20 protein-coding genes are annotated in these 21,194 nt (G+C 34.2%); 13 read left to right on the top strand and 7 right to left on the bottom strand.

The window, feature by feature from the left end; translation table 11 throughout:
• The first annotated feature begins 2 nt into the window (after positions 1 to 2).
• From QWY87_RS07745 to QWY87_RS07755, 3 genes are all read left to right on the top strand, one after another.
• Positions 3 to 863, top strand: coding sequence for an aldehyde dehydrogenase family protein (locus QWY87_RS07745; protein ID WP_290290007.1), 861 nt, complete (start codon positions 3 to 5; stop codon positions 861 to 863).
• 31 nt (positions 864 to 894) lie between these two features.
• Positions 895 to 1,476, top strand: a complete 582-nt coding sequence (locus tag QWY87_RS07750; protein WP_290290008.1) for an acyltransferase — start codon at positions 895 to 897, stop codon at positions 1,474 to 1,476.
• Between the two features lie 64 nt (positions 1,477 to 1,540).
• Positions 1,541 to 3,634, top strand: a complete 2,094-nt coding sequence (locus QWY87_RS07755) for a gliding motility protein RemB (protein ID WP_290290010.1) — start codon at positions 1,541 to 1,543, stop codon at positions 3,632 to 3,634.
• Here QWY87_RS07755 and QWY87_RS07760 read toward each other — a convergent pair.
• From QWY87_RS07760 to QWY87_RS07770, 3 genes are all read right to left on the bottom strand, one after another.
• On the bottom strand, positions 3,631 to 6,111 hold the full coding sequence (locus QWY87_RS07760) for a DUF5686 family protein (protein WP_290290012.1): 2,481 nt from the start codon (positions 6,109 to 6,111) through the stop codon (positions 3,631 to 3,633). The two genes, QWY87_RS07755 and QWY87_RS07760, sit on opposite strands and share 4 nt — an antisense overlap.
• A 117-nt stretch (positions 6,112 to 6,228) precedes the next feature.
• Positions 6,229 to 7,110 carry a helix-turn-helix transcriptional regulator gene (locus tag QWY87_RS07765; RefSeq protein ID WP_290290014.1) on the bottom strand — a complete coding sequence of 294 codons (882 nt, stop codon included), beginning with the start codon at positions 7,108 to 7,110 and terminating at the stop codon, positions 6,229 to 6,231.
• 177 nt (positions 7,111 to 7,287) lie between these two features.
• The gene (locus QWY87_RS07770) at positions 7,288 to 8,265 is read right to left on the bottom strand and encodes a pyruvate dehydrogenase complex E1 component subunit beta (protein ID WP_290290016.1); all 978 of its coding nucleotides are present in this window, start codon (positions 8,263 to 8,265) and stop codon (positions 7,288 to 7,290) included.
• Between the two features lie 209 nt (positions 8,266 to 8,474).
• Between QWY87_RS07770 and QWY87_RS07775 the strand changes: the two genes are divergently transcribed.
• From QWY87_RS07775 to QWY87_RS07810, 8 genes are all read left to right on the top strand, one after another.
• Positions 8,475 to 9,221 carry an electron transfer flavoprotein subunit beta/FixA family protein gene (locus QWY87_RS07775; protein WP_290290018.1) on the top strand — a complete coding sequence of 249 codons (747 nt, stop codon included), beginning with the start codon at positions 8,475 to 8,477 and terminating at the stop codon, positions 9,219 to 9,221.
• A gap of 61 nt (positions 9,222 to 9,282) precedes the next feature.
• The gene (locus QWY87_RS07780; RefSeq protein ID WP_290290020.1) at positions 9,283 to 10,248 is read left to right on the top strand and encodes an electron transfer flavoprotein subunit alpha/FixB family protein; all 966 of its coding nucleotides are present in this window, start codon (positions 9,283 to 9,285) and stop codon (positions 10,246 to 10,248) included.
• 167 nt (positions 10,249 to 10,415) lie between these two features.
• Positions 10,416 to 11,024, top strand: a complete 609-nt coding sequence (locus tag QWY87_RS07785) for a bifunctional nuclease family protein (RefSeq protein ID WP_290290023.1) — start codon at positions 10,416 to 10,418, stop codon at positions 11,022 to 11,024.
• A 4-nt stretch (positions 11,025 to 11,028) separates the two neighbouring features.
• Positions 11,029 to 12,423, top strand: a complete 1,395-nt coding sequence (locus QWY87_RS07790) for a NupC/NupG family nucleoside CNT transporter (RefSeq protein ID WP_290290025.1) — start codon at positions 11,029 to 11,031, stop codon at positions 12,421 to 12,423.
• A gap of 156 nt (positions 12,424 to 12,579) precedes the next feature.
• On the top strand, positions 12,580 to 13,404 hold the full coding sequence (locus QWY87_RS07795) for a thymidylate synthase (RefSeq protein WP_290290027.1): 825 nt from the start codon (positions 12,580 to 12,582) through the stop codon (positions 13,402 to 13,404).
• A 24-nt stretch (positions 13,405 to 13,428) separates the two neighbouring features.
• Complete coding sequence (locus tag QWY87_RS07800; protein ID WP_290290029.1) at positions 13,429 to 13,647, top strand: hypothetical protein; 219 nt, start codon at positions 13,429 to 13,431, stop codon at positions 13,645 to 13,647.
• A 14-nt stretch (positions 13,648 to 13,661) separates the two neighbouring features.
• Entirely contained in the window at positions 13,662 to 14,018 is a 357-nt protein-coding gene (locus QWY87_RS07805) for a 2TM domain-containing protein (protein ID WP_290290030.1), read from the top strand.
• Between the two features lie 17 nt (positions 14,019 to 14,035).
• Complete coding sequence (locus QWY87_RS07810; RefSeq protein ID WP_290290032.1) at positions 14,036 to 14,530, top strand: dihydrofolate reductase; 495 nt, start codon at positions 14,036 to 14,038, stop codon at positions 14,528 to 14,530.
• 47 nt (positions 14,531 to 14,577) lie between these two features.
• Here QWY87_RS07810 and QWY87_RS07815 read toward each other — a convergent pair whose 3' ends face one another.
• The 3 genes from QWY87_RS07815 to QWY87_RS07825 form a co-directional block, all read right to left on the bottom strand.
• The gene (locus QWY87_RS07815; protein ID WP_290290033.1) at positions 14,578 to 15,168 is read right to left on the bottom strand and encodes a hypothetical protein; all 591 of its coding nucleotides are present in this window, start codon (positions 15,166 to 15,168) and stop codon (positions 14,578 to 14,580) included.
• A gap of 330 nt (positions 15,169 to 15,498) precedes the next feature.
• A complete protein-coding gene (locus QWY87_RS07820; RefSeq protein WP_290290035.1) occupies positions 15,499 to 16,089 on the bottom strand; it encodes a hypothetical protein in 591 nt (196 codons plus the stop codon).
• A 317-nt stretch (positions 16,090 to 16,406) separates the two neighbouring features.
• The gene (locus tag QWY87_RS07825; protein WP_290290037.1) at positions 16,407 to 16,997 is read right to left on the bottom strand and encodes a hypothetical protein; all 591 of its coding nucleotides are present in this window, start codon (positions 16,995 to 16,997) and stop codon (positions 16,407 to 16,409) included.
• Between the two features lie 205 nt (positions 16,998 to 17,202).
• Here QWY87_RS07825 and QWY87_RS07830 point away from each other — a divergent pair, with 205 nt between their 5' ends.
• Positions 17,203 to 18,075 carry an AraC family transcriptional regulator gene (locus QWY87_RS07830; RefSeq protein WP_290290039.1) on the top strand — a complete coding sequence of 291 codons (873 nt, stop codon included), beginning with the start codon at positions 17,203 to 17,205 and terminating at the stop codon, positions 18,073 to 18,075.
• A gap of 2 nt (positions 18,076 to 18,077) precedes the next feature.
• On the opposite strand, the gene sppA is transcribed toward QWY87_RS07830, so the two are convergent.
• A complete protein-coding gene (gene sppA / locus QWY87_RS07835; protein ID WP_290290041.1) occupies positions 18,078 to 19,844 on the bottom strand; it encodes a signal peptide peptidase SppA in 1,767 nt (588 codons plus the stop codon).
• Between the two features lie 190 nt (positions 19,845 to 20,034).
• On the opposite strand from sppA, the gene folK reads away from it, so the two are divergent.
• The gene (gene folK / locus QWY87_RS07840) at positions 20,035 to 21,174 is read left to right on the top strand and encodes a 2-amino-4-hydroxy-6-hydroxymethyldihydropteridine diphosphokinase (protein ID WP_290290044.1); all 1,140 of its coding nucleotides are present in this window, start codon (positions 20,035 to 20,037) and stop codon (positions 21,172 to 21,174) included.
• Positions 21,175 to 21,194 lie beyond the last annotated feature (20 nt).

The following is a 21,194-nucleotide window of genomic DNA, read 5'->3' on the forward strand; positions in this document are numbered from 1 at the left end:
TTATGAGTAGGATAGATATCATGAAGACCTATAAATTATATATCGGAGGTAAATTCCCTAGAACAGAATCTGGCAGGTATTTCCCGGTTCACAATAAAAAAGGGCAGCTCCTTGCGAATATGTGTTTGGCTTCAAGGAAAGATTTTAGAAATGCTGTTGTTGTTGCCAGAAAGGCACAAAGTGGATGGCAGAATGCAACAGCGCTCAATAAAGGCCAGATCTTATATAGAATTGCAGAAATGCTTGAAGGAAGAAAAGACCAATTCATAAAAGAGCTTGAAACCCAAGGGTACAGTGCTAAAAAGGCAACTGAGGAAGTAGAAGCTTCCATCGATCGATTGGTTTATTATGCGGGTTGGAGCGATAAATTTCAACAAATATTTAGTGCTGTAAATCCAGTTTCAAGTGCTCATTTCAATTTTTCTGCACCAGAACCTACGGGTGTCATATCTATTGTGGCTCCGGAATCACAGGGATTATTAGGATTGGTTTCAGTTATTGCGCCTGTATTAGTCGGTGGAAATACTTCAGTAATATTAGCGAGTAATAGCATGCCACTAAGTGCAATTTCATTTGCCGAAGTTTTACACTCTTCTGACGTACCGCCAGGAGTTATTAATATCCTAACAGGTGAAAGGAAAGAATTGGTTTCTCATATGGCTTCTCATATGGATGTAAATGCCATAGTTTATAGTGGAAATTCAGAAGACGAAATTAAAAATATTTCTGAGCTTTCAAGCGAGAATATAAAAAGGGTTGTTCTCTATAAAAAAAATGATTGGTTAGGAGATCATAATGAATCTCCCTATTTCATTGAAAAAACACTGGAGATCAAAACGACCTGGCATCCAACAAAAGTTTAGTCTATTTCTTATATAAAATAATTTAATTTCTATGAAAACTGAAGAATATTTTGCGCATGACTCGGCTATAATCGATGAGCCTTGTAAAATAGGCAAAGGAACTAAAATTTGGCATTTTAGTCATATCATGGCAAATTGCAGCATGGGTGAAAACTGTAATATTGGCCAAAATGTGGTCATTTCACCCGATGTACATTTAGGAAAGAATGTAAAAGTTCAGAACAATGTTTCAATTTATACAGGCGTAAATTGTGAAGATGATGTATTTCTAGGGCCGTCTATGGTTTTTACAAATGTTATAAATCCGAGAAGCGCTGTGAATCGCAAAAGTGAATATATGCGAACAACGGTCAGAAAAGGTGCCAGTATTGGCGCTAATGCTACTATTGTATGCGGTAATGATATAGGAGAATTTGCCTTTATAGGGGCTGGGGCTGTAGTAGTAAAAGAGATCAAACCTTATGCCCTTGTTGTGGGCAATCCTTCTAAACAGATTGGTTGGATTAGTGAATTTGGCCATCGTTTGACCTTTGATGAAAAAGGCATAGCCTTATGCCCGGAAAGCAATGAAAAATATGAATTAAAAAATAACCTTGTTAGTAAAATAAATTAGATTTGCAACGTTTACTTTTAGTAAAACCGATACTGACATATTTTTACAATTGTACCAAATTCATATGAAACATTTTCTTTTATCCTTTTTGATACTTCTTTCATTCTCATTAAAAGCGCAAGAAACTAAACCTCCTGTATATCCAGGTTGTGAAGACATAGTCTTAAATGAGCTAATGGGTTGTTTTAACAACAAACTAAAAGCAGCTTTAATGGAGGAGTTTCAAGTTCCTGCCATAGCCGAAAATGAAAATTACAAGGGAACAGTTAAAATCGTATTTGTAATTACCAAAGAAGGTGAATTTGAAATTCTTTATATAAATGCCATGTATCAGGAATTAGAAGATGAAGTTCACAGGGTTTTCAAAACTTTGCCTACTGTGCAAGCCCCTACTTATAATGGGCGCGCCATCGATGAACGTTATCAGTTTCCTCTGGCAATCCCTTTAAGTGATAATAACAAAAAAGTTGTCGTTATTGAAGATAAAAAAGATATTGAAGATGTAATACCTGACCTTCAAAACACTTTATTTCCAGAATTTCAGAGTGAATTAAATATACCATTTGTACATCAGGAATACGATGACATTATATACAATCTGAATAAAGATGAAAATACCCATACGGCTTCAAAACCATACCTTTTCAATGAGGTAAAACCTTATATTGATTTAGAAGCCAAAAGAACCAGCTTGTTAAAAAACAGAGAGACCTGGGGAGGTAGAAAATTACACAATGAGCATTTAGCATTGGTTAAAGGGAAAAATTATTGGTTTACATTGAATCCGGTATTTGATTTGCAAGTAGGAAAAGACAATTCAGATGTTGATTATACTTATAATAATACCAGAGGTTTACAAATTCAAGGTTCTTTAGGTGAGAAATTTAGTTTCTCAACCTCTTTTTATGAAAGCCAAGGAAGGTTTGCAGAATATGTAAACAAAGATACTAGGAGGCTAGGAGCACCAATTGGTGCAAATGCTATTGTTCATGGTAGAGGTAAAGCAACGAGTTTCAAAGAGGGAGGGTTTGACTATCCTGTTGCAGAAGCTTATTTAAGTTATACACCAAATAAATTCTTTAATTTCCAGTTTGGAAATGGCAAGAATTTTATTGGAGATGGCTACCGCTCCCTCTTTTTATCGGATGTTGCCTCACCGTATCCTTTTCTGAAAATCAGTACACAATTCTGGAAAATTAAATACACAAATCTTTGGATGTGGATGGATGATGTTAGAAGAATTACAAATGAAGATAATAGTATTTATGGGACTAATTTTCGAAAATATGTGGCTATGCATCATTTAAGCTGGAACGTGACCAAAAATTTTAATATCGGGTTATTTGAGGCTGTAATAACAAATCAAGATAGTTATAATGGATTTGATGTTTCCTTTTTTAATCCTATCATTTTTTATCGTGCTGTGGAATTCTCAAATGGAGGGGATTTGAGTGGAAACGTTCAAGTTGGGTTAAATATGAAATATAAGGTGAAAAATAATATTTCGATATATTCTCAGTTTTTGATTGACGAGTTAACAACAAAAAGAGTTTTCGATGGAACTGGTTATTGGGGTAATAAATTTGCTTTCCAACTAGGTGTCAAATACTATAATGCGTTTAAAATTGATGGCTTAATGCTACAAGGAGAATTTAACTGGGTAAGACCTTATACCTATTCCCATGGTGATAATAATCCGAACAATCCTGAAGAATTTGATACTGGGTTAAATGCAGGGCATTTTAATCAAGCTATTACACACCTTTGGGGTGCAAATTTTTACGAAATCATTGGTATCGCAAGATATAAAAAAGATCGATGGTTTGGAAGTGCCAAATTAATTGTTGGCAAGAAGGGTTTTGATTATGATGAGAACGTGGATAATCGCAGCTATGGAGGTGACATTTGGCGTTCTTATGATGATCGTGTTTCTGACATAGGTAATGATGTAGGTCAAGGGAATTCTACAAATATCTTTATCGCAGATTTCCAAGGCGGCTATGTGGTAAACCCCGTAAACAATTTACAATTGTTTGGTGGTGTTACTCTTAGGAACTTTTCTCCTGATGTTGATGGTGACGTGATTTCTAAAGACAATACAACATGGTTTACGATTGGTTTCAAATCAAGTCTATTCAACTCGTATTATGATTTTTAGAAATAGAAGCCGAACCCAACTTTTACAGCAAAATTAGTAGCACCAGGAGCATCTCGGTAACTTCCTCTATACTCAAAATCTACTCTTAGTAATTTAAAAATATTACCTATACCAAAATGGTATTCCCAATAAAGATCCTCTGGAGCACGATATATTGTATCGGATGCATTAATATCTCTGTTGGCTTGTGAAATACTCCCAACCACTCCCCGAATACCTATAATTTCTCTCCATTGTAAATCTCTGATAAAGGGAATTTTTGCAAATATTTTACCATTAAAATTATGTTCTAAATGCAGCGAAACGTATTCATCAGTAATGAATTCGTAATAATCTAAGAGGTCAAAAAGTTTTTTCGAAGTGAAGAAAGTCTGGTTACCAGGCACAATATTTAAAAGCTGCAACGGAACCGCATTAAATGTTTTACCAATCTCAAAAGTCGACCTCAACTTACCAAACAATCCCAATTGTATGGGCTGCTCATAAAAGAATTGGACCTTATGATAATCAAAATCACTATTGAAGACCCCTTTAATTCCTTTGGTATAACTTAAAAAGAAGGTTGGATACCTACCTTGATTACTGATACTTCTCTCCACTCCAAACCCATAAGATTTTCTTTTGGGAGTATATTGCATCGCAAAACTAACATCCACCTGTTCTATGTCCGATTGAATTTCACCATTTTCGTCATAATAATCAACATTAAATTTCTCTGGGTCTGCCGATTCCAAAGTTTTAAAAGTAGTCCCTATTCTTAAATCCAAATTCTTTACGGGTTCAAAGCTTACTTTTATATTGGTCAAATCAATATTCGATAGTTTAGAATTATCTCCCCTGGTAAAGATTGAAGTTGTTGCAAAACTTCGTTCCAATACCTCGTTTGAGGTTGTCAAACTCACCCCTAACTGCTCAATATCCTTCCTGGTACCAACAGACATAACCCACCTATTGTCTCCTTTAAACAAGTACTTACCTTCAACACCATATTTGAATTTGGTATCCATAAAGCCATATGCCAAATAACCCTTGACACGCCATTTATCATTCTGACTAAAATAGGTGCGAGCTCCTGCTTTAAGACGTAATCCCTCAATATCATTATAACCAATGGTTGAAAAAACAGGGCCAAAATCCCAGCCTTTAGCAAAGTTCCAATATCCAGATGCGAGAATTTCACCTATAGTATTAATTTGCTGGAATCGCTTTACAGTTTGCAAAGTATCCAGCATTTCGTAGATTCCTATCTCGTTCTTGCTTAATTCTTCTTGTCTGTTCTTTTCCCAAAAATCATCTGATTGACTATACATCAATTCATTATCCTGTACCTGTTCTTTATAGAAATCTTCAGGACGTTTCACATTAAAGATATGCCTATCAAATAAGGTGGTTCGTTTCCCGTACACCCCTTTTGATTTATCCTTCTGATTCAAGGCGAAATCTGTCATGATATAATCTCTTTTAAGGAGAAAAACAGAATCGTTTAATACATCAAACTCTTGTTCAATATAGATATCCTTTACCCAGTTGACATTCGCGTTTTTGGTGGCATACATTTGAATTTCCTTAATCGCAAAGGTTGTATCACTTACCCAAAAATCTCCTTTAAAAGTAAGTTCATTTTTACGCCTTGGATAAAACAGAATATTATAGCACCATTTATTATCTATAAAACTACTATCAGTTAAAACATAATTATAAACATCAGGACCCAATTTTGACAACGGACTTGAGAATTTTTTGTCAAAAAATAAAAGATAATTATCATAGATGTCAAAATCAACGTATAATTGTTTCAGAAAAGAAATCAAAGCCTGATTATCCGAATACCCTGAATTTTTATTCGCAAGCATGACGCTATTCTTCTTCTTTGGAAAAATATTTTTTCCATACGTTTTGTATACAGATTCATTAATGAATATGGGCAAATAGACTTTACCCGTTATTTTTGAAGTATCTATCTGATCAAAGACCATTTCCATACCGTCAAAAACTTTTTTATCCATGAGTTTTTCATCAATATTATTAAGATCAAACTCTATTTTTTCATAACGGTCAAACTCATATCTGTCGTACATATTAAGCCCATTCTTTCTCTTCTGAGCCCAAATTTTCTTCAGCAGATCAATCGCGGGATTATTCTTCTTAGCAATCCTACCCGAATAAATTGTTACTTCCTTTAACTGATCCCTTCCTTCCTCTAATTTGATGCGAAGATTCGTAGTTACTCCATCTAAAGAAATAACCTTGGTCTCAAAACCAACAAATGAGATTTCGAGTTCCTTATGTGTAATGTCTGATTCAAGGTAAAATTTTCCATTCTCATCCGATATGGTTCCTTCAATAGATCCTTTAAATATGATATTTGCAAAGGGTACCGGGTCATCTGATGGATCGACAACAAAACCATTGACCTTTATCTGAGCCGAAAGGCCAACAGAAAAAAAGAATAATATATAAACCAGATGCTTTTGCATTATCAAAATCAAATAAAAAAACCTTTCAATAAGAAAGGAGTAATGGTGAACAAAAATATTAATTTTAGCATAAATACTTAGTAATTACTTGTTAAATAACTTTTGTACTTAAGGTGCTTAGAGGCTACTCATATAACGTTTAGGAGTTGCTCCAAATTTCTTCTTAAAAGCTGCAATAAAATGACTCGATGTACTATATCCAACCTCAAAACTTACTTCTGAAATATTATATTTTCTTGTCGTCAATAATTTTCTTGCATACTCCATTTTATAATTTACAAGGTAAGCAAATACCGTTTCGCCATATATGTGTTTAAAACCGTCTTTTAAATGCTGGAGTGGTAAATTGATCTGGTTCGCTAACTCCGTTAAAGTTGGTGGCTCCGTCATACTTTCAATCAAAATCTGCTTCGCTTTTTGAATTTTCTCAACATTGGCCTCATCTTCCAGAAATGGACAATTTTGTATCCCTTCATTGTCAGATTTATGAAAATACAAACTGATCAATTCATAGACCTTTCCTCTGGAATAGAGTTTTTCAAGTGAAGAATGTAGGCCATAATGAAAAATCTGATTCAATACCATCATTTCATTCGGGTTCAGCTCTTTGTCTCTATAACATTTTTTGCTTTTATTTTCACCACTGAGGAAATGAATAAGACCTGCCTCTTGGGTAAAGAAGGCGTGAAATTTTTCAATGCTAATTAACAAGCTGATTACCTTTGCCCCTGCCTTCATTTCGAGGTTGATAGGCAGGTCTTGTTCTGGATTATAGAGTAAAAAAGATTTATTTTCAGGCAGGTCCAATACATAATGACCTCCGTTAAACTTAAGTGCTGCTGAATTCTTAATGCAGAAGTGTAACTGCAAAAAAGACTTGTCTACATCTCTTAAAATTTCAATTGTATGATCTTCTTCATTATGAAATTTCAACAAGTAAAATCCATCTTCTATCTTGTTATCAAGCAACACACTTTTATCGACATTCTGATTAATCATTACCTATATCATTTAAATAAAATATTGAGATTTTCCCTTATTTTAAAGGCTTTAAACGCTTCAAATATACATAAAATAAATTCATTTTATCTCAACTTCTATCGATATAAAACTGCCTGTGTATAAAAAAAGCCATTTGAAATATCAAATGGCTCTATATAGTAAACTCGTTAAAATCTAACGATACATTACTTTTTTAACCGCATTAATCACATCGTTTTTATTCGGCATCCATTCTTCAAGTAATACCGGTGAAAATGGTGCTGGTGTATCAGCTGTTGTAATTCTTTGAATTGGTGCATCTAGAAAATCAAATGCCTTTTCCTGAACCAGATATGTAATTTCTGAAGACACACTTGCAAAAGGCCAAGCTTCTTCTAATATCACTAACCTGTTGGTCTTTTTAACTGAAGTTAAAATAGCATCTTGATCCATAGGTCGAATCGTTCTAAGGTCAATAATCTCAACTGAAATTCCATCCTTTTCTAACTCATCTGCCGCTTTATATGCTTCCTTTATAATTTTTCCAAAACTAACAATAGTAACGTCTGTACCTTCTCTTTTAATATCAGCTATGCCAATAGGTAAAATATATTCTCCTTCAGGAACTTCTCCTTTATCACCATACATTTGCTCTGATTCCATAAAAATAACTGGATCATCATCACGTATAGCTGCTTTTAAAAGACCTTTAGCGTCATATGGATTAGAAGGAACAATAACTTTTAATCCTGGTGTATTTGCAAACCAATTTTCAAAAGATTGAGAATGCGTCGCACCAAGCTGGCCAGCTGATCCTGTAGGACCTCTGAAAACAATAGGTATATTGAATTGTCCACCCGACATTTGTCTCATTTTTGCCGCATTGTTAATGATCTGATCAATACCTACAAGAGCAAAGTTAAAAGTCATAAATTCAACGATAGGACGTGTTCCCCCCATTGCCGAACCAATAGCTATCCCAGAAAATCCAAGTTCAGCAATTGGTGTGTCAATGACTCGTTTTTCTCCAAATTCATCTAACATTCCTTTGGACGCCTTATAAGCACCATTGTATTCAGCTACTTCCTCACCCATTAGGTAAACAGATTCATCTCTGCGCATTTCTTCGCTCATTGCTTCAGCAATAGCTTCTCTAAATTGTAATACTTTCATATTTTAGTAATAAAGGACTGCAAAAATAACTAATTTTGATGAATAACATCAGAGTGCTAAAGACAATTTTTATAGAAAAAAATGCATTTAGCCATTATTAAAAGGTCATTGAGCTAACTTTAAAAATATATTATGCATGCATAATATATTAAAAATATTTTTTACCTTCGTTGCGAAGAAAGTTTAACAATCATTTTAACTCATTAAAAATGAAAATATTAGTTTGTATAAGTCACGTCCCTGACACGACATCCAAAATCAATTTTTCAGAAGATAACACCAATTTTGACGCTAATGGCGTGCAGTTTGTGATCAATCCTTATGATGAATTTGCACTAACAAGAGCCATGTGGTTCAAAGAAAAACAAGGTGCATCTGTAACTGTTGCCACTGTTGGTGGTTCAAATGTTGAGCCCACTTTAAGAAAAGCACTTGCTATTGGTGCAGATGATGCTATCAGGATCGACACTGAACCAAGCGATGGCTTCCTTGTAGCAAGACAATTATCCGAGGTCGTTAAAACCGAAGGCTTCGATTTAGTTTTAACCGGAAAAGAATCCATTGATTATAATGGAGGGATGGTACCCGGAATGATGGCTGAAATTCTCGGCTTCAATTTTGTAAATGCCTGCATCGGGCTTGAAGTGGATGACCAATCGGTCACTGCAGTTATTGAGATTGATGGTGGCAAAGAAACCTTAGCTTGTAGTTTGCCTTTAGTTGCAGCTGGTCAAAAAGGGATGGTTGAAGAAAAAGACCTTAGAATTCCAAATATGAGAGGAATTATGATGGCGCGTAAAAAACCATTAAAAGTGATTCCGCCTATTGAATTTACAGCAACATCCTCTACAGTAAAATATGAAAAACCTGAAGCCAAAGGAGCTTGTAAGATGGTTGATGCCGGAAATATTGGTGAATTGATTCAATTGCTTCACAATGAAGCCAAAGTGATTTAAAAAGTTTAAAGAATAATCTAGAAAATTCATATGTGTTTTCTTAGGTCTAAAACAATATAATATGTCAGTATTAGTATTTGCAGATAATTCAGAAGGAAAGTTTAAAAAAACAGCCTTCGAAATCGTTTCATTTGGCAAGCAACTCGCCAAACAGTCAGAGACAACTTTAGTCGTATTAACTATAAACGCTCAAGACACAAGCGCCCTGTCAGACTATGGCGCAGACAAAATTTTAAAAATTCAAGATTCAAGACTTGATAATTTTAATGCTAAAGCATATGCCGATTGTATATATCAAGCCAGTTCAAAAGAATCAGCTCATATAATTGCTGTTGATTCAACAAACAATGGTTTGTATTTAGCACCTATTCTAGCTGTAAAACTAGAAGCGGGATACGCTTCAAATGTGATTGACTTTCCTAGCTCTTTTGCGCCATTTGTAGTAAAGCGAAAAGCTTTTTCTTCGAAGGGGTATAATTTTACTGAAATTCAAACTACAAACAAATTACTTGGTCTGGCCAAGAATTCTGTAGGCTTGACTGAGGAAAAAGTTACTTCAGTAGAAGAGGAGTTTAGCCCTGAATTGAACGATGCCGATTTTCAAATCACTTCTTCGTCAATAGATAAGTCTACAGGAACAGTAACCATTGCTGATGCAGATATCGTTGTGTCTGGAGGCAGAGGATTAAAAGGTCCTGAGAACTGGGGGATGATCGAAGATTTGGCGGAGGTTTTAGGAGCTGCTACCGCATGTTCCAAACCTGTTTCTGACCTTGGCTGGAGACCACATAGCGAACATGTAGGTCAGACGGGTAAGCCGGTAACTTCTAATTTATATATAGCCATTGGTATTTCAGGTGCTATCCAACATTTAGCTGGTGTTAATTCTTCAAAGGTCAAGGTTGTCGTCAATACTGACCCTGAAGCCCCGTTCTTTAAGGCTGCTGATTATGGAATTGTAGGAGATGCATTTCAAGTTGTGCCTGAACTGACCAAAAAACTAAAAGAATTTAAAGGCTCCCTGTAAAACAATATTATTTTTTAGTAAATTGCCCCCTTGAAAAAGGCTACCAGAATTAGTGACAATCATTAGTCTATGATTTTGATGGTCTTTTTCATTTTTATTTGTAAATTGAAAAGGCTAATACTTAGTTTTTTTTCAAACCTGGTATTATAAAATATAGAGTCAAACCTGTGAGTCTAGTACGTCTAAATATAAAGGGAATATCCTATAGTCAAACACAAAGCGGTGCGTATGCTTTGGTTTTAAGTGAAGAAGATGGTGAGAGAACTTTACCCATCATAATTGGTGCATTTGAAGCCCAGTCAATTGCTATAGCTCTTGAAAAAGAGATCAAACCACCACGCCCCCTAACACATGACCTGTTTAAAAGTTTTGCAGATCGATTTAATATTATCGTTAAGCAAGTCATTATCCATAAACTTGTGGATGGTGTTTTTTATTCCAGTCTTATTTGTGAATGTGACAAAATAGAAGAAATTATTGACGCTAGAACTTCGGATGCAATAGCGCTCGCTACGCGATTTAAGGCACCAATTTTTACTTTTGAAAACATCCTTGATAAAGCAGGTATCATTCTAAAAATAAAGGATGAATCAAAGTTAGAAGAATCAAAATTCAAAATGGAAGATCTTGTCGCAAATGTTGTGGAAGATACCTCTACTTTTAAAGACGAGACTATTGAGGAACTTTATAAACAATTGGATCAAGCAGTGAATAACGAAGATTACGAACTGGCGGCCAAGCTAAGAGATGAAATCTCTAAAAGAGAGCAAAAATAAGGCTATGCTGAAAAAGTTACTTTCTTTAATTTTTATTTTCCTTTTATCTATTCCTTTAAGAGCCCAACAAGTAAATGATCAGATTGCTCCAAGTGAAGGAGCTTCATTCGAATCGATCTGGAGAGGTGTATTAGGCATGGTGGTACTTATATTTATTGCTTATTTATTTAGTGCGAATAAAAAAGCCATTGAATGGAAAACAGTCGGGATAGGACTGACCTTGCAATTACTCATTGCTGTTGGTGTATTAAGAATTAAATTTATCCAATCTCTATTTGAAGCTGTGGGACAAATCTTTGTAAGTGTCCTCGATTATACAAGAGCAGGTAGTAAATTCTTATTTGAAGGTTTAGTTGTTGACATGAATACCTTCGGGTATATTTTCGCATTTCAAGTGCTACCCACTATCATATTTTTTTCCGCCTTAACTTCTTTGTTATACTATTTAGGAATTATCCAAAAAGTTGTAAAAGTTATGGCCTGGCTCTTATCTAAAACTTTAAAGATTTCAGGTGCTGAAAGTTTGAGTGTTGCAGGGAATATATTTTTAGGCCAGACTGAAGCTCCCTTATTAATCAAAGCTTATCTCGAAAAAATGAATAAGTCTGAGATGCTCTTAGTCATGATAGGTGGTATGGCTACCGTTGCAGGTGCCGTTTTAGCTGCTTATATAGGATTTTTAGGAGGGGATGATCCTGTTGCACGATTAAAATTTGCGAAACACCTTCTTGCTGCCTCTGTAATGGCTGCACCCGGTGCAATTGTAATTTCTAAGATCTTATATCCTCAAACAGAAACTATTTCTACAGATGTTGAGGTGTCTACCCAACAAATTGGAACAAATCTATTGGACGCAATATCTAAGGGTACGACAGAAGGGCTAAAATTAGCCGTCAATGTCGGTGCCATGTTATTAGTTTTCGTAGCATTCATTGCGATGATCAATGGTATTCTAGGCTGGATTGGCGATATTACTTCGTTAAACGACTGGATGGCCTCCAATACGCCTTACCCCAAGTTTACACTTGAATCTATACTCGGTACTGTTTTCGCGCCTTTGATGTGGCTTATAGGCGTAGCAAAAAATGATATGATGATGATGGGTCAATTATTAGGAATAAAACTTGCTGCAAGCGAATTTGTTGGCTATATACAGCTTGCCGAATTAAAAGATATAAGTAATGCCGTTCATTTGAACAATAGCAAATCTATCATCATGGCAACTTATATGCTTTGTGGTTTTGCCAATTTCGCCTCGATTGGGATTCAAATAGGAGGTATCGGTTCACTTGCCCCTGGACAAAGAAAAACCTTATCCGAATTTGGTATGAAAGCCTTGATTGGGGGCTCTATTGCTTCCCTTCTATCGGCTACAATTGCAGGTATGATCATTGGATAAGCTTCTTTTTAAATTCCTACACTCAAAAGAATATTAACAAGACAATAAGCGAAATTACATTAGAATATTTTATCTTTGAAGTCACTAGTATTTTGAGCAATACAGACTTTTAATCAACTGTATTTTCGATAATAATTAATAATATCAGGTTAGCATATGAAGCAATATTTAGATTTGATCCAGCATGTGATCGATCATGGAATCACCAAAGAAGATAGAACAGGTACAGGAACTAAAAGTGTTTTTGGTTATCAAATGAGGTTTGATCTTAATGAAGGTTTCCCTATGGTTACTACTAAAAAGCTGCATCTTAAATCAATTATATACGAGCTACTTTGGTTCCTAAAAGGAGATACCAATATTGGATACTTAAAAGAAAACGGTGTCAAAATCTGGGATGCCTGGGCAAACGAAAATGGAGATCTAGGCCCTGTTTACGGATATCAATGGAGAAACTGGAATGGAGATGGAATTGATCAGATCAAAGAAGTAGTTGAAACTATTAAAAATAATCCGGATAGCAGAAGAATGATTGTTTCGGCATGGAACCCAAGTGTTTTACCTGACACTGGCATAAGCTTTGCTGAAAATGTAGCCAATGGAAAGGCTGCCTTGCCTCCTTGTCATGCTTTTTTCCAATTCTATGTAAGCGACGGGAAGCTTTCTTGTCAATTATACCAAAGAAGCGCTGATATTTTTCTTGGTGTTCCTTTTAATATTGCGTCCTATGCGCTGTTTACAATGATGTTGGCTCAAGTTACTGGCTTAGGTTATGGTGACTTTATCCATACTTTTGGAGATGCACATATTTACAACAATCACATGGAACAAATTAATCTTCAGCTTAGTAGAGATCCAAAACCACTCCCAAAGATGATCATTAACCCAGAGATTAAAAATATTTTTGATTTCTCATTTAATGATTTTAACTTAGTGTCTTACGAACCTCATCCTCATATTAGAGGAACTGTATCGGTCTAATCCCCCAAAAAAACAATCAAAACTATGAATGCCTCGCAACTAAAATTAAATTTGATCAAACATATTACTCAAATTGAAGATGTTAATTTACTTCAAAGAATGCAAGCTTTTCTTAACACATCGGGAAGTTTGTATAATGATACGTTAAATGAAATTCCTTCATTGCGTAATAATAAAGATACTGAGTTTAACGATAAAGAGGATTTTACCGATTACATTAAGGAATGGGTAAAAGACATGTAAAATAAAGCTTCATTTTGAATGCAACTTTAGATCACGAGTACTACGAAAAGGCTAGAAAGCGAACAAAGCAAAAGAAAAGATTGTATTTTCATTTTGTGTTGTTCCTTGTTGGATCAGTTTTTTTTATTTTACTTAATAAGGTTATAAAATTTCATCCTGAATTGGATTGGTATGTTTGGGTTATTTCTGCCTGGCTCGTAATTCTTATTCTTCACTTTATTAATGTTTTTGTAATGTCAAGGTTTTTTGGAAAAGAATGGGAAAGACTTCAAACCGAAAAACTAATTCAAAAGCATATGAAAAAAGTTGAAAAACTTGAGTCAAAATTGCAAGAATCCGGTGCATTTGACAAATTGGATAGCAAATCCTAAATTCTTAAATCAATACTATGCTTACTATAATTGCCGCTGTAGCAAAGAACAATGCACTTGGGAAAAATAATGATTTGATCTGGAGTTTACCCAACGATTTAAAGCGTTTTAAAAAAGTTACGTTAGGTCACCATATTATTATGGGAAGAAAAACCTTTGAATCACTAGGTAGACCTTTACCAAACAGGACAACGATAATTATTTCCAGAAATGTAAATTATTCAGTAGAAGGTTGTATCGTGGTAAATTCACTTGAGAATGCGATCATAGCTGCGAGAGAAGATGATAATCCTTACATCCTTGGCGGAGGAGAAATCTACAAACAAGCCTTAGAATACGCCGATGCACTTGATCTTACATTAGTTCATCATTCATTTGAAGAAGCAGATACTTATTTTCCAGAAATTGATTTTACAAAATGGGAAGAATCATACAGAGAAGATTTCAAGGCAGATGAAAAGCACAAGTATGATTATAGTTTTGTCAGCTATAAAAAAAGTGAGCTCTTTTGATAAGAACCCACTTTTATTCACAGACAATAACTAATTAATAATGAGCGTTAAATTTTAACGGTTTTAGTAAATGTTCTTCCGTTAGATTTAAATACGAAAACATAATTTCCTTTTTCGGCTGTAGAAAAATCATAAATTCTTTTTAATTGAGACTCTTTTTCAAACTTCTCAGCCAAGACCAATTCATAATTATTTTCATAATAAATCTTACATTCAATTGGGTCTTCTTCCAAAGATAATCGGGATACATAAACACGATCATCTTTTACTCTTACAAAAGGCTTGTAAACGGTTGACTTTTTATCTTTCTTAAATGCTACCTGATTAGACACTACATTGAATGGAATGATCGTTATTTTTAACTCCGTATCGAGCTCAAAAACATAATCTCCATTTGGTAGACTTGTAAGATCGAATCCTTTAGAATAATCACCAGCTTTAATGATTGATTCCTTGTAAAGTACAATACCGTTTACATCCTTAATAGATAACTTTGATCCCAGCTTAAGTTTTTTAAAACTGACAATCGTAACCTTTGACTCTCTTTCTTTAACTGTGTTAATTTCATTATTTGCATAGGTCATCATTGACGCAAATAATACCAAAAAGAGCAAACTTTTCTTTGTTAAATTTTTCATGATATATATTTATTAAAATTAGACATGACAAATATATGTGGCATAGAAATACTGTAAAACAACATTATTAGCCAATTTATATACTTAATTATCTCCCAATATTAGTTATTCGTATTTAAAAGGGTAATTTAACACATATTCTAGTTAATTTGACATAATCATATCAAGGGTGATTTTTAAGAATCTGATAACCTGAATTATAGCTATCAACTGCTTATCTTATTCGTAAACTAAAAAAAACGCTTAGTAAAAAGGATACAAAAAAAGTGAGCTCTTATGGGAAAGCTCACTTTTGCAAATCACTGGACAATAACTAATTAATAATATTCTTTAGATTTTTACAACCTTCGTGTATCTTCTGCCATTAGATTCAAATACAAAAAGATAGCTTCCTTTTTGAGATGCTGAAAAATCATATACTTTTTTAATCTCATCATCAGCTTCAAATTTCTCTGAATATACGAGATCACTATTTTCTTCAAAGTAAATCTTATAAGATAAAGGAGATTCATCCATGGCTACTTTTGAAACATAGACCATATGGTCTTTAGCTCTAACTACTGGTTTATAAATTGACTTTTCTGCTTCCTTGTCAAAGATTACTTCATTCGATTTTACATTAAAAGGAATGACAATAATTTTTAGATCAGAATCCATTTCGAAAAAATATTCGCCATCAGGCAGGGTGGTCAAATCAAATCCCTTAGAATAATCACCAGTCTTTTTGATTGCCTCGTTGTACAATACCAATCCGTTTGCATCTATAATAGTTAAGACAGAACCTTGCTTTACATTATCAAAGTGCAAGTTGGTTACAATTCTTTCTTTTTCTTTAGATGTCATATCAGTCTCATTTGCTTGAGTAGATAAAGACATTGTTAACATAATCGCTACTAAACTCTTTCTTGCTAAATTTTTCATTTTATATATTTATTAAAATTAGACATGACAAATATATGCGGCATATAAATATTGTAAAACAACATTATTGGCCAATTTATATACTCATTTATCTACAAAAATTAATCAAGTTTATCTGCAAGGGTAATTTAACACACATTGATGTTAATCTCTTCAAAGTTGATTTTTAAAAACCTGATAAACTTAATTGAACCTGTAAACTGTTTATCTTATTCGTAAACAAAAAAATATCGGTCAATAGGGCATAAAAAAAGTGAGCTCTTATGGGAAAGCTCACTTTTACAAATCACTGGACAATAACTAATTAATAATATTTTTTAGATTTTTACGACCTTCGTGTATCTTCTTCCATTAGATTCAAATACGAAAAGATAACTTCCTTTTTGAGATGCTGAAAAATCATATACTTTTTTAATCTCATCATCAGCTTCAAATTTCTCTGAATATACGAGATCACGATTATCTGCAAAGTAGATTTTATAAGATAAAGGAGACTCATCCATGGCTACTTTTGAAACATAGACCATATGGTCTTTAGCTCTAACTACTGGTTTATAAATTGACTTTTCTGCTTCCTTGTCAAAGATTACTTCATTCGATTTTACATTAAAAGGAATGACAATAATTTTTAGATCAGAATCCATTTCGAAAAAATATTCGCCATCTGGCAGTGTAGTCAAATCAAATCCCTTAGAATAATCACCGCTCTTCTTGATAGCCTCGTTGTACAATACCAATCCGTTTGCATCTATAATCGTTAAGACAGAACCTTGCTTTACATTATCAAAGTGTAAATTGGTTACAACTCTTTCTTTTTCTTTTGATGTCAATTCAGTCTCATTTGCTTGCATTGATAAAGACATTGTTAACATAATCGCTACTAAACTCTTTCTTGCTAAATTTTTCATTTTATATATTTATTAAAATTAGACATGGCAAAAGTATGCTCACTTTAATTGTCAGAAAACATCTTAATTGGCTAATTTATATACATAATTAACAGTTTACAATTACTTAACACTCGTAATGGGTAATTTTACACACAATATTGGTAAATTCGTATAGAATACAAAACTGATTTAGTTTATTTTTGCATTATAAAACCTTATTATCATGATTAACAAAAAACCGAGTTTTGAAAAGATCAGCCCAAGTTTTGGAAGCAGCATTTCGGTTAAGCAACATAATAAAGAAGTTCAGAATAACATCGCTTACTGGCATTTTCACCCAGAAGTAGAATTGGTATATGTAAATCAAGGACAAGGTAAAAGACATATTGGAAATCACCTGTCATACTTTAATAACAGCATGCTGATTCTAATTGGTGCAAACCTTCCACATCACGGCTTTGTAGACAGACTTACAACTAATGGTTCTGAAACCATTGTACAGTTCAAATTGGATTTTCTTGGCAAAATATTCTATAACATCCCTGAAATGGGAAATATTAATGCGCTTTTCGAAAGAGCGAAGAAGGGTATCATTTTTAAACCCGAAACCAAAAAATTAGTTGGTCCCAAAATTGAAACGCTTTTAGAATGCCAGGGAATGTCAAGAGTTATCAAATTATTAGAAATTCTTAACGACTTGTCGCTGGCAAACGACTATTCCCTTTTAAATGTTGATGGATTTGCATTTGAAACTGAACCACAAGACAGTAAAAAGATTGACATTATTTTTAAACACGTGAATAATAATTTCAAAAGACATATCAGTCTTGATGAAATTGCGGATACTGTCAGCATGACGACACCTGCCTTTTGTAGATACTTTAAAAAGGCGACAGGTAAAACATTTACAAAATTGGTAAATGAATACAGAGTTGTTCATGCTACTAAACTTTTGCAAGAAAATCAAACAAGTATTACTGACATTTGCTTTGAATGTGGATTCAACAACTTTTCACACTTTAATAGATTATTTAAAGAATTTACTGGGAAAAGTGCGTCAAAATACAGAAGTGAAATGAAAAGAATGATTCATTAAATTTATCTGATTTCTAATAGAAACGGTAGTCTTGTCTGCAAGCCTTTCCAATCACCAAACTGTTGGATTCTATTATAAATCTTTACATTTTCTATCCCAATCTCATCTTCAAGAATATGTTGTTTTACACTTCCAAATGGTCCGGAAACCATATCCTTAAACTCTTTTTTATAGTCAGGATAACTACGTACTTTATACTCGTCAATATCAACCAGATCAGCTGCCACCTTAATAGCATCTTCCAACCCGCCTAATTCATCTACCAGGCCATTCTCAAGTGCCTGAACACCGGTCCAGACCCTTCCTTGGGCAATTGAGTCAACTTGTTCGAAAGTCATATTCCTTCCATCAGCCACTTTGGTAACGAAAGAATGATACACCCTTTCAATTCCTTCTTTGGTAACGTTATAAAAATCATCCGTCATAGGCTCAAACAGACTATAATTCATGGATCTTTTATTTGTCCCCACCTGTTCAGCGTTTATACCGATTCGATCGGCAAATTCACTCATATTTGGTACCATCCCAAAGACTCCTATACTACCAGTAATTGTTGTTGGGTCAGCCAGAATTTTATTTGCATTACAAGAAATATAATAACCTCCTGAAGCTGCAAAATTACCCATAGACACTACAACTGGTTTATCCTCTTTTGTAACTTCTATTTCCCTCCAGATCATATCTGAAGCAAGTGCACTTCCTCCTGGCGAATTAACCCTAAGCACTATGGCTTTTATATCTTTGGATTTTCGAGCCTTTTTTAAGGATTCAATAATGAGTTCAGGACCTATATAACTTTCATCTCCTTTCCCGTACATAATATCACCCTGAGCATAAATTACAGCAATTTTATCAGAAGCTTTATTTATAATTCTTCCTTTACCTGAATCGATATAATTCTTAACACTGACAGCATAAATAGCTGCATTCTCTGAAAGACCACCAAGCTCTTTAAGAATCTTAACGTACTCATCCTTATACATTTTTCCTGTGATCATTTTATTTTCAATGGCCAGGTCTGGTGTTCTAGCAAGCAATTCATCAGCAATATGATTGATCTCTTCAACTTCAACTTTTCTACTCTCATCAATATCCGAGATCATTTCTGACCAGATTGAATTTAAAAAAGCCTCTGTTTGTTCCCGGTTTGCCTCACTCATTTCACTTGCCAAGAATGGCTCTACTGCACTTTTATATTTTCCATGTCGGATCACCTCCATTTTAATGCCATATTTTTCTTGAAAATCCTTGAAAAACAATACTTCTCCAGATAATCCACGAAAATCAATAAGCCCTTCCGGATTAACATAAATGGAATCTGCGATAGAACTCAAATAATAATTCTTCTGTTCATAGACATCCGCAAAGGCCGTTACAAACTTTCCTGACTCTTTAAATTCGTATATTTTATCCCTAATCTCCTGAACCTGTGCCATACCTCCTTGAATCATTAGTGATTCAATACTAAGACCAATAATGTCATCATCGTATTTGGCATTATCTATAGCATTTAAAATGCTATTCAATCCGATTTTCTTTTCTTCGAGGCCTAATATTTGGGCAATTGGATCGTCACTTTTAGGCGCATAATCTTTAATCAGATCCTCCAATTTCAGAACCAAAACAGAATTCTTCTTTACCACCACACTACCATCATCTACAAAACTTGATCCGATTACTGAACCAATCGCGATTAACACTAAAAACATGATCATAAATGAAATGAAAACACCTAAAATCGCCGCCAATAATTCTCTTAAAAAAGTCATTCAATGTATTTTTATATATGTCGCTTACTTCCAATCAAAGTTACAAATGTTAAAAACTTAAACCAAAACGCGTTCTAATTCAGCTTCTGTTTTGTTTTCTTTGCAATGGTCTAATCCAGTAAAGTATTTTAGGCCAATATAGGATGTTATTGTTAATTTTTCGACGATTTGATTTAAAAAAGAGCTCACCTTGAAAATAGTTCGTACTACATATTTATCCCTCGGAAGTAATCAGGGAAACAAACTTAATAATCTGCAGTATGCTATTGATGAAATAAATCAAGTAATAGGGCATGTAAAACATATTTCTTCAGTCTATAAGACCAAGTCCTGGGGATTTGACGGAGATGATTTTTACAATATCTGTCTTGAAATATCAAGCAGTTTAAGTCCTGAAAAAATGATACAGTCTGTTCTAGGTATTGAGCAAAAACTAGGTAGGACCAGACATGAAGGGAAAACATATCACAACCGGGTTATCGACATTGACATTTTGCTGTTTGATGATGAAATTATCTTTTTTAACGATCTAAAGGTACCTCACCCTGAGATGTTAAACAGAAAGTTTGTTTTGGTACCATTGACTGAAATTGCGCCGAATGTTATGCATCCTATTGCAAAACAAACAATCCTAATTTGCCTGCAGCACTGTAATGACAGTCAGGCTATTGAAAAGATAACGGCCTCGCTCATCAGGCCTATATCTCTGGTCGAAAAATTCAATTATATCGCCATAGAAGGTAATATCGGGTCAGGAAAGACAAGTCTGGCCAAACGGATAGGTGACGACTATAATGCCAAATTAGTTCTGGAAAGATTTGCCGACAACCCCTTCCTTCCAAAATTTTATGAAGATAGCGATCGTTATGCTTTCCCTTTGGAAATGAGTTTTTTAGCTGACAGGTACCATCAATTAACTGATGGCCTGGCCCAATTTGATTTGTTCAAAAATTTTATAGTTTCCGATTATTTCATATTCAAATCGCTGATATTCGCTCAAGTGACACTGCCCAAAGAAGAGTACAGTCTTTATAGAAAAATGTTCGATATCATGTATAAGGAGATTACCAAGCCCGATGTATATGTCTTTCTCTATCAAAACACCGAAAGACTCATCGAAAACATCAAATTAAGGGGGCGAGATTACGAACAAAACATTCAAGCTGATTACCTTGAAAAAATTCACAAGGGTTATTTATCTTTTATCAATTCAAAAGATGAGTTAAACCCATTGATTATTGACGTTTCAGAGCTTGACTTCGTAAATAACGACGATGACTACCGAAAAATCCTTAAGCAAATATTAGATTTCAATCCAAAAACAAATTGATTCATTCATGAATCATTGCC

The sequence above is a fragment of the Lutimonas halocynthiae genome, assembly GCF_030409835.1.
Classification (GTDB): Bacteria; Bacteroidota; Bacteroidia; order Flavobacteriales; family Flavobacteriaceae; genus Lutimonas; species Lutimonas halocynthiae.

Excerpts from the sequence above, each read along its gene's own strand:
- QWY87_RS07745 (WP_290290007.1), top strand. The coding sequence starts at position 3 with ATGAGTAGGATAGATATCATGAAGACCTATAAATTATATATCGGAGGT.
- QWY87_RS07750 (WP_290290008.1), top strand. The coding sequence starts at position 895 with ATGAAAACTGAAGAATATTTTGCGCATGACTCGGCTATAATCGATGAG.
- QWY87_RS07755 (WP_290290010.1), top strand. The coding sequence starts at position 1,541 with ATGAAACATTTTCTTTTATCCTTTTTGATACTTCTTTCATTCTCATTA.
- QWY87_RS07760 (WP_290290012.1), bottom strand. The coding sequence starts at position 6,111 with ATGCAAAAGCATCTGGTTTATATATTATTCTTTTTTTCTGTTGGCCTT.
- QWY87_RS07765 (WP_290290014.1), bottom strand. The coding sequence starts at position 7,110 with ATGATTAATCAGAATGTCGATAAAAGTGTGTTGCTTGATAACAAGATA.
- QWY87_RS07770 (WP_290290016.1), bottom strand. The coding sequence starts at position 8,265 with ATGAAAGTATTACAATTTAGAGAAGCTATTGCTGAAGCAATGAGCGAA.
- QWY87_RS07775 (WP_290290018.1), top strand. The coding sequence starts at position 8,475 with ATGAAAATATTAGTTTGTATAAGTCACGTCCCTGACACGACATCCAAA.
- QWY87_RS07780 (WP_290290020.1), top strand. The coding sequence starts at position 9,283 with ATGTCAGTATTAGTATTTGCAGATAATTCAGAAGGAAAGTTTAAAAAA.
- QWY87_RS07790 (WP_290290025.1), top strand. The coding sequence starts at position 11,029 with ATGCTGAAAAAGTTACTTTCTTTAATTTTTATTTTCCTTTTATCTATT.
- QWY87_RS07795 (WP_290290027.1), top strand. The coding sequence starts at position 12,580 with ATGAAGCAATATTTAGATTTGATCCAGCATGTGATCGATCATGGAATC.
- QWY87_RS07800 (WP_290290029.1), top strand. The coding sequence starts at position 13,429 with ATGAATGCCTCGCAACTAAAATTAAATTTGATCAAACATATTACTCAA.
- QWY87_RS07810 (WP_290290032.1), top strand. The coding sequence starts at position 14,036 with ATGCTTACTATAATTGCCGCTGTAGCAAAGAACAATGCACTTGGGAAA.
- QWY87_RS07815 (WP_290290033.1), bottom strand. The coding sequence starts at position 15,168 with ATGAAAAATTTAACAAAGAAAAGTTTGCTCTTTTTGGTATTATTTGCG.
- QWY87_RS07820 (WP_290290035.1), bottom strand. The coding sequence starts at position 16,089 with ATGAAAAATTTAGCAAGAAAGAGTTTAGTAGCGATTATGTTAACAATG.
- QWY87_RS07825 (WP_290290037.1), bottom strand. The coding sequence starts at position 16,997 with ATGAAAAATTTAGCAAGAAAGAGTTTAGTAGCGATTATGTTAACAATG.
- QWY87_RS07830 (WP_290290039.1), top strand. The coding sequence starts at position 17,203 with ATGATTAACAAAAAACCGAGTTTTGAAAAGATCAGCCCAAGTTTTGGA.
- sppA (WP_290290041.1), bottom strand. The coding sequence starts at position 19,844 with ATGACTTTTTTAAGAGAATTATTGGCGGCGATTTTAGGTGTTTTCATT.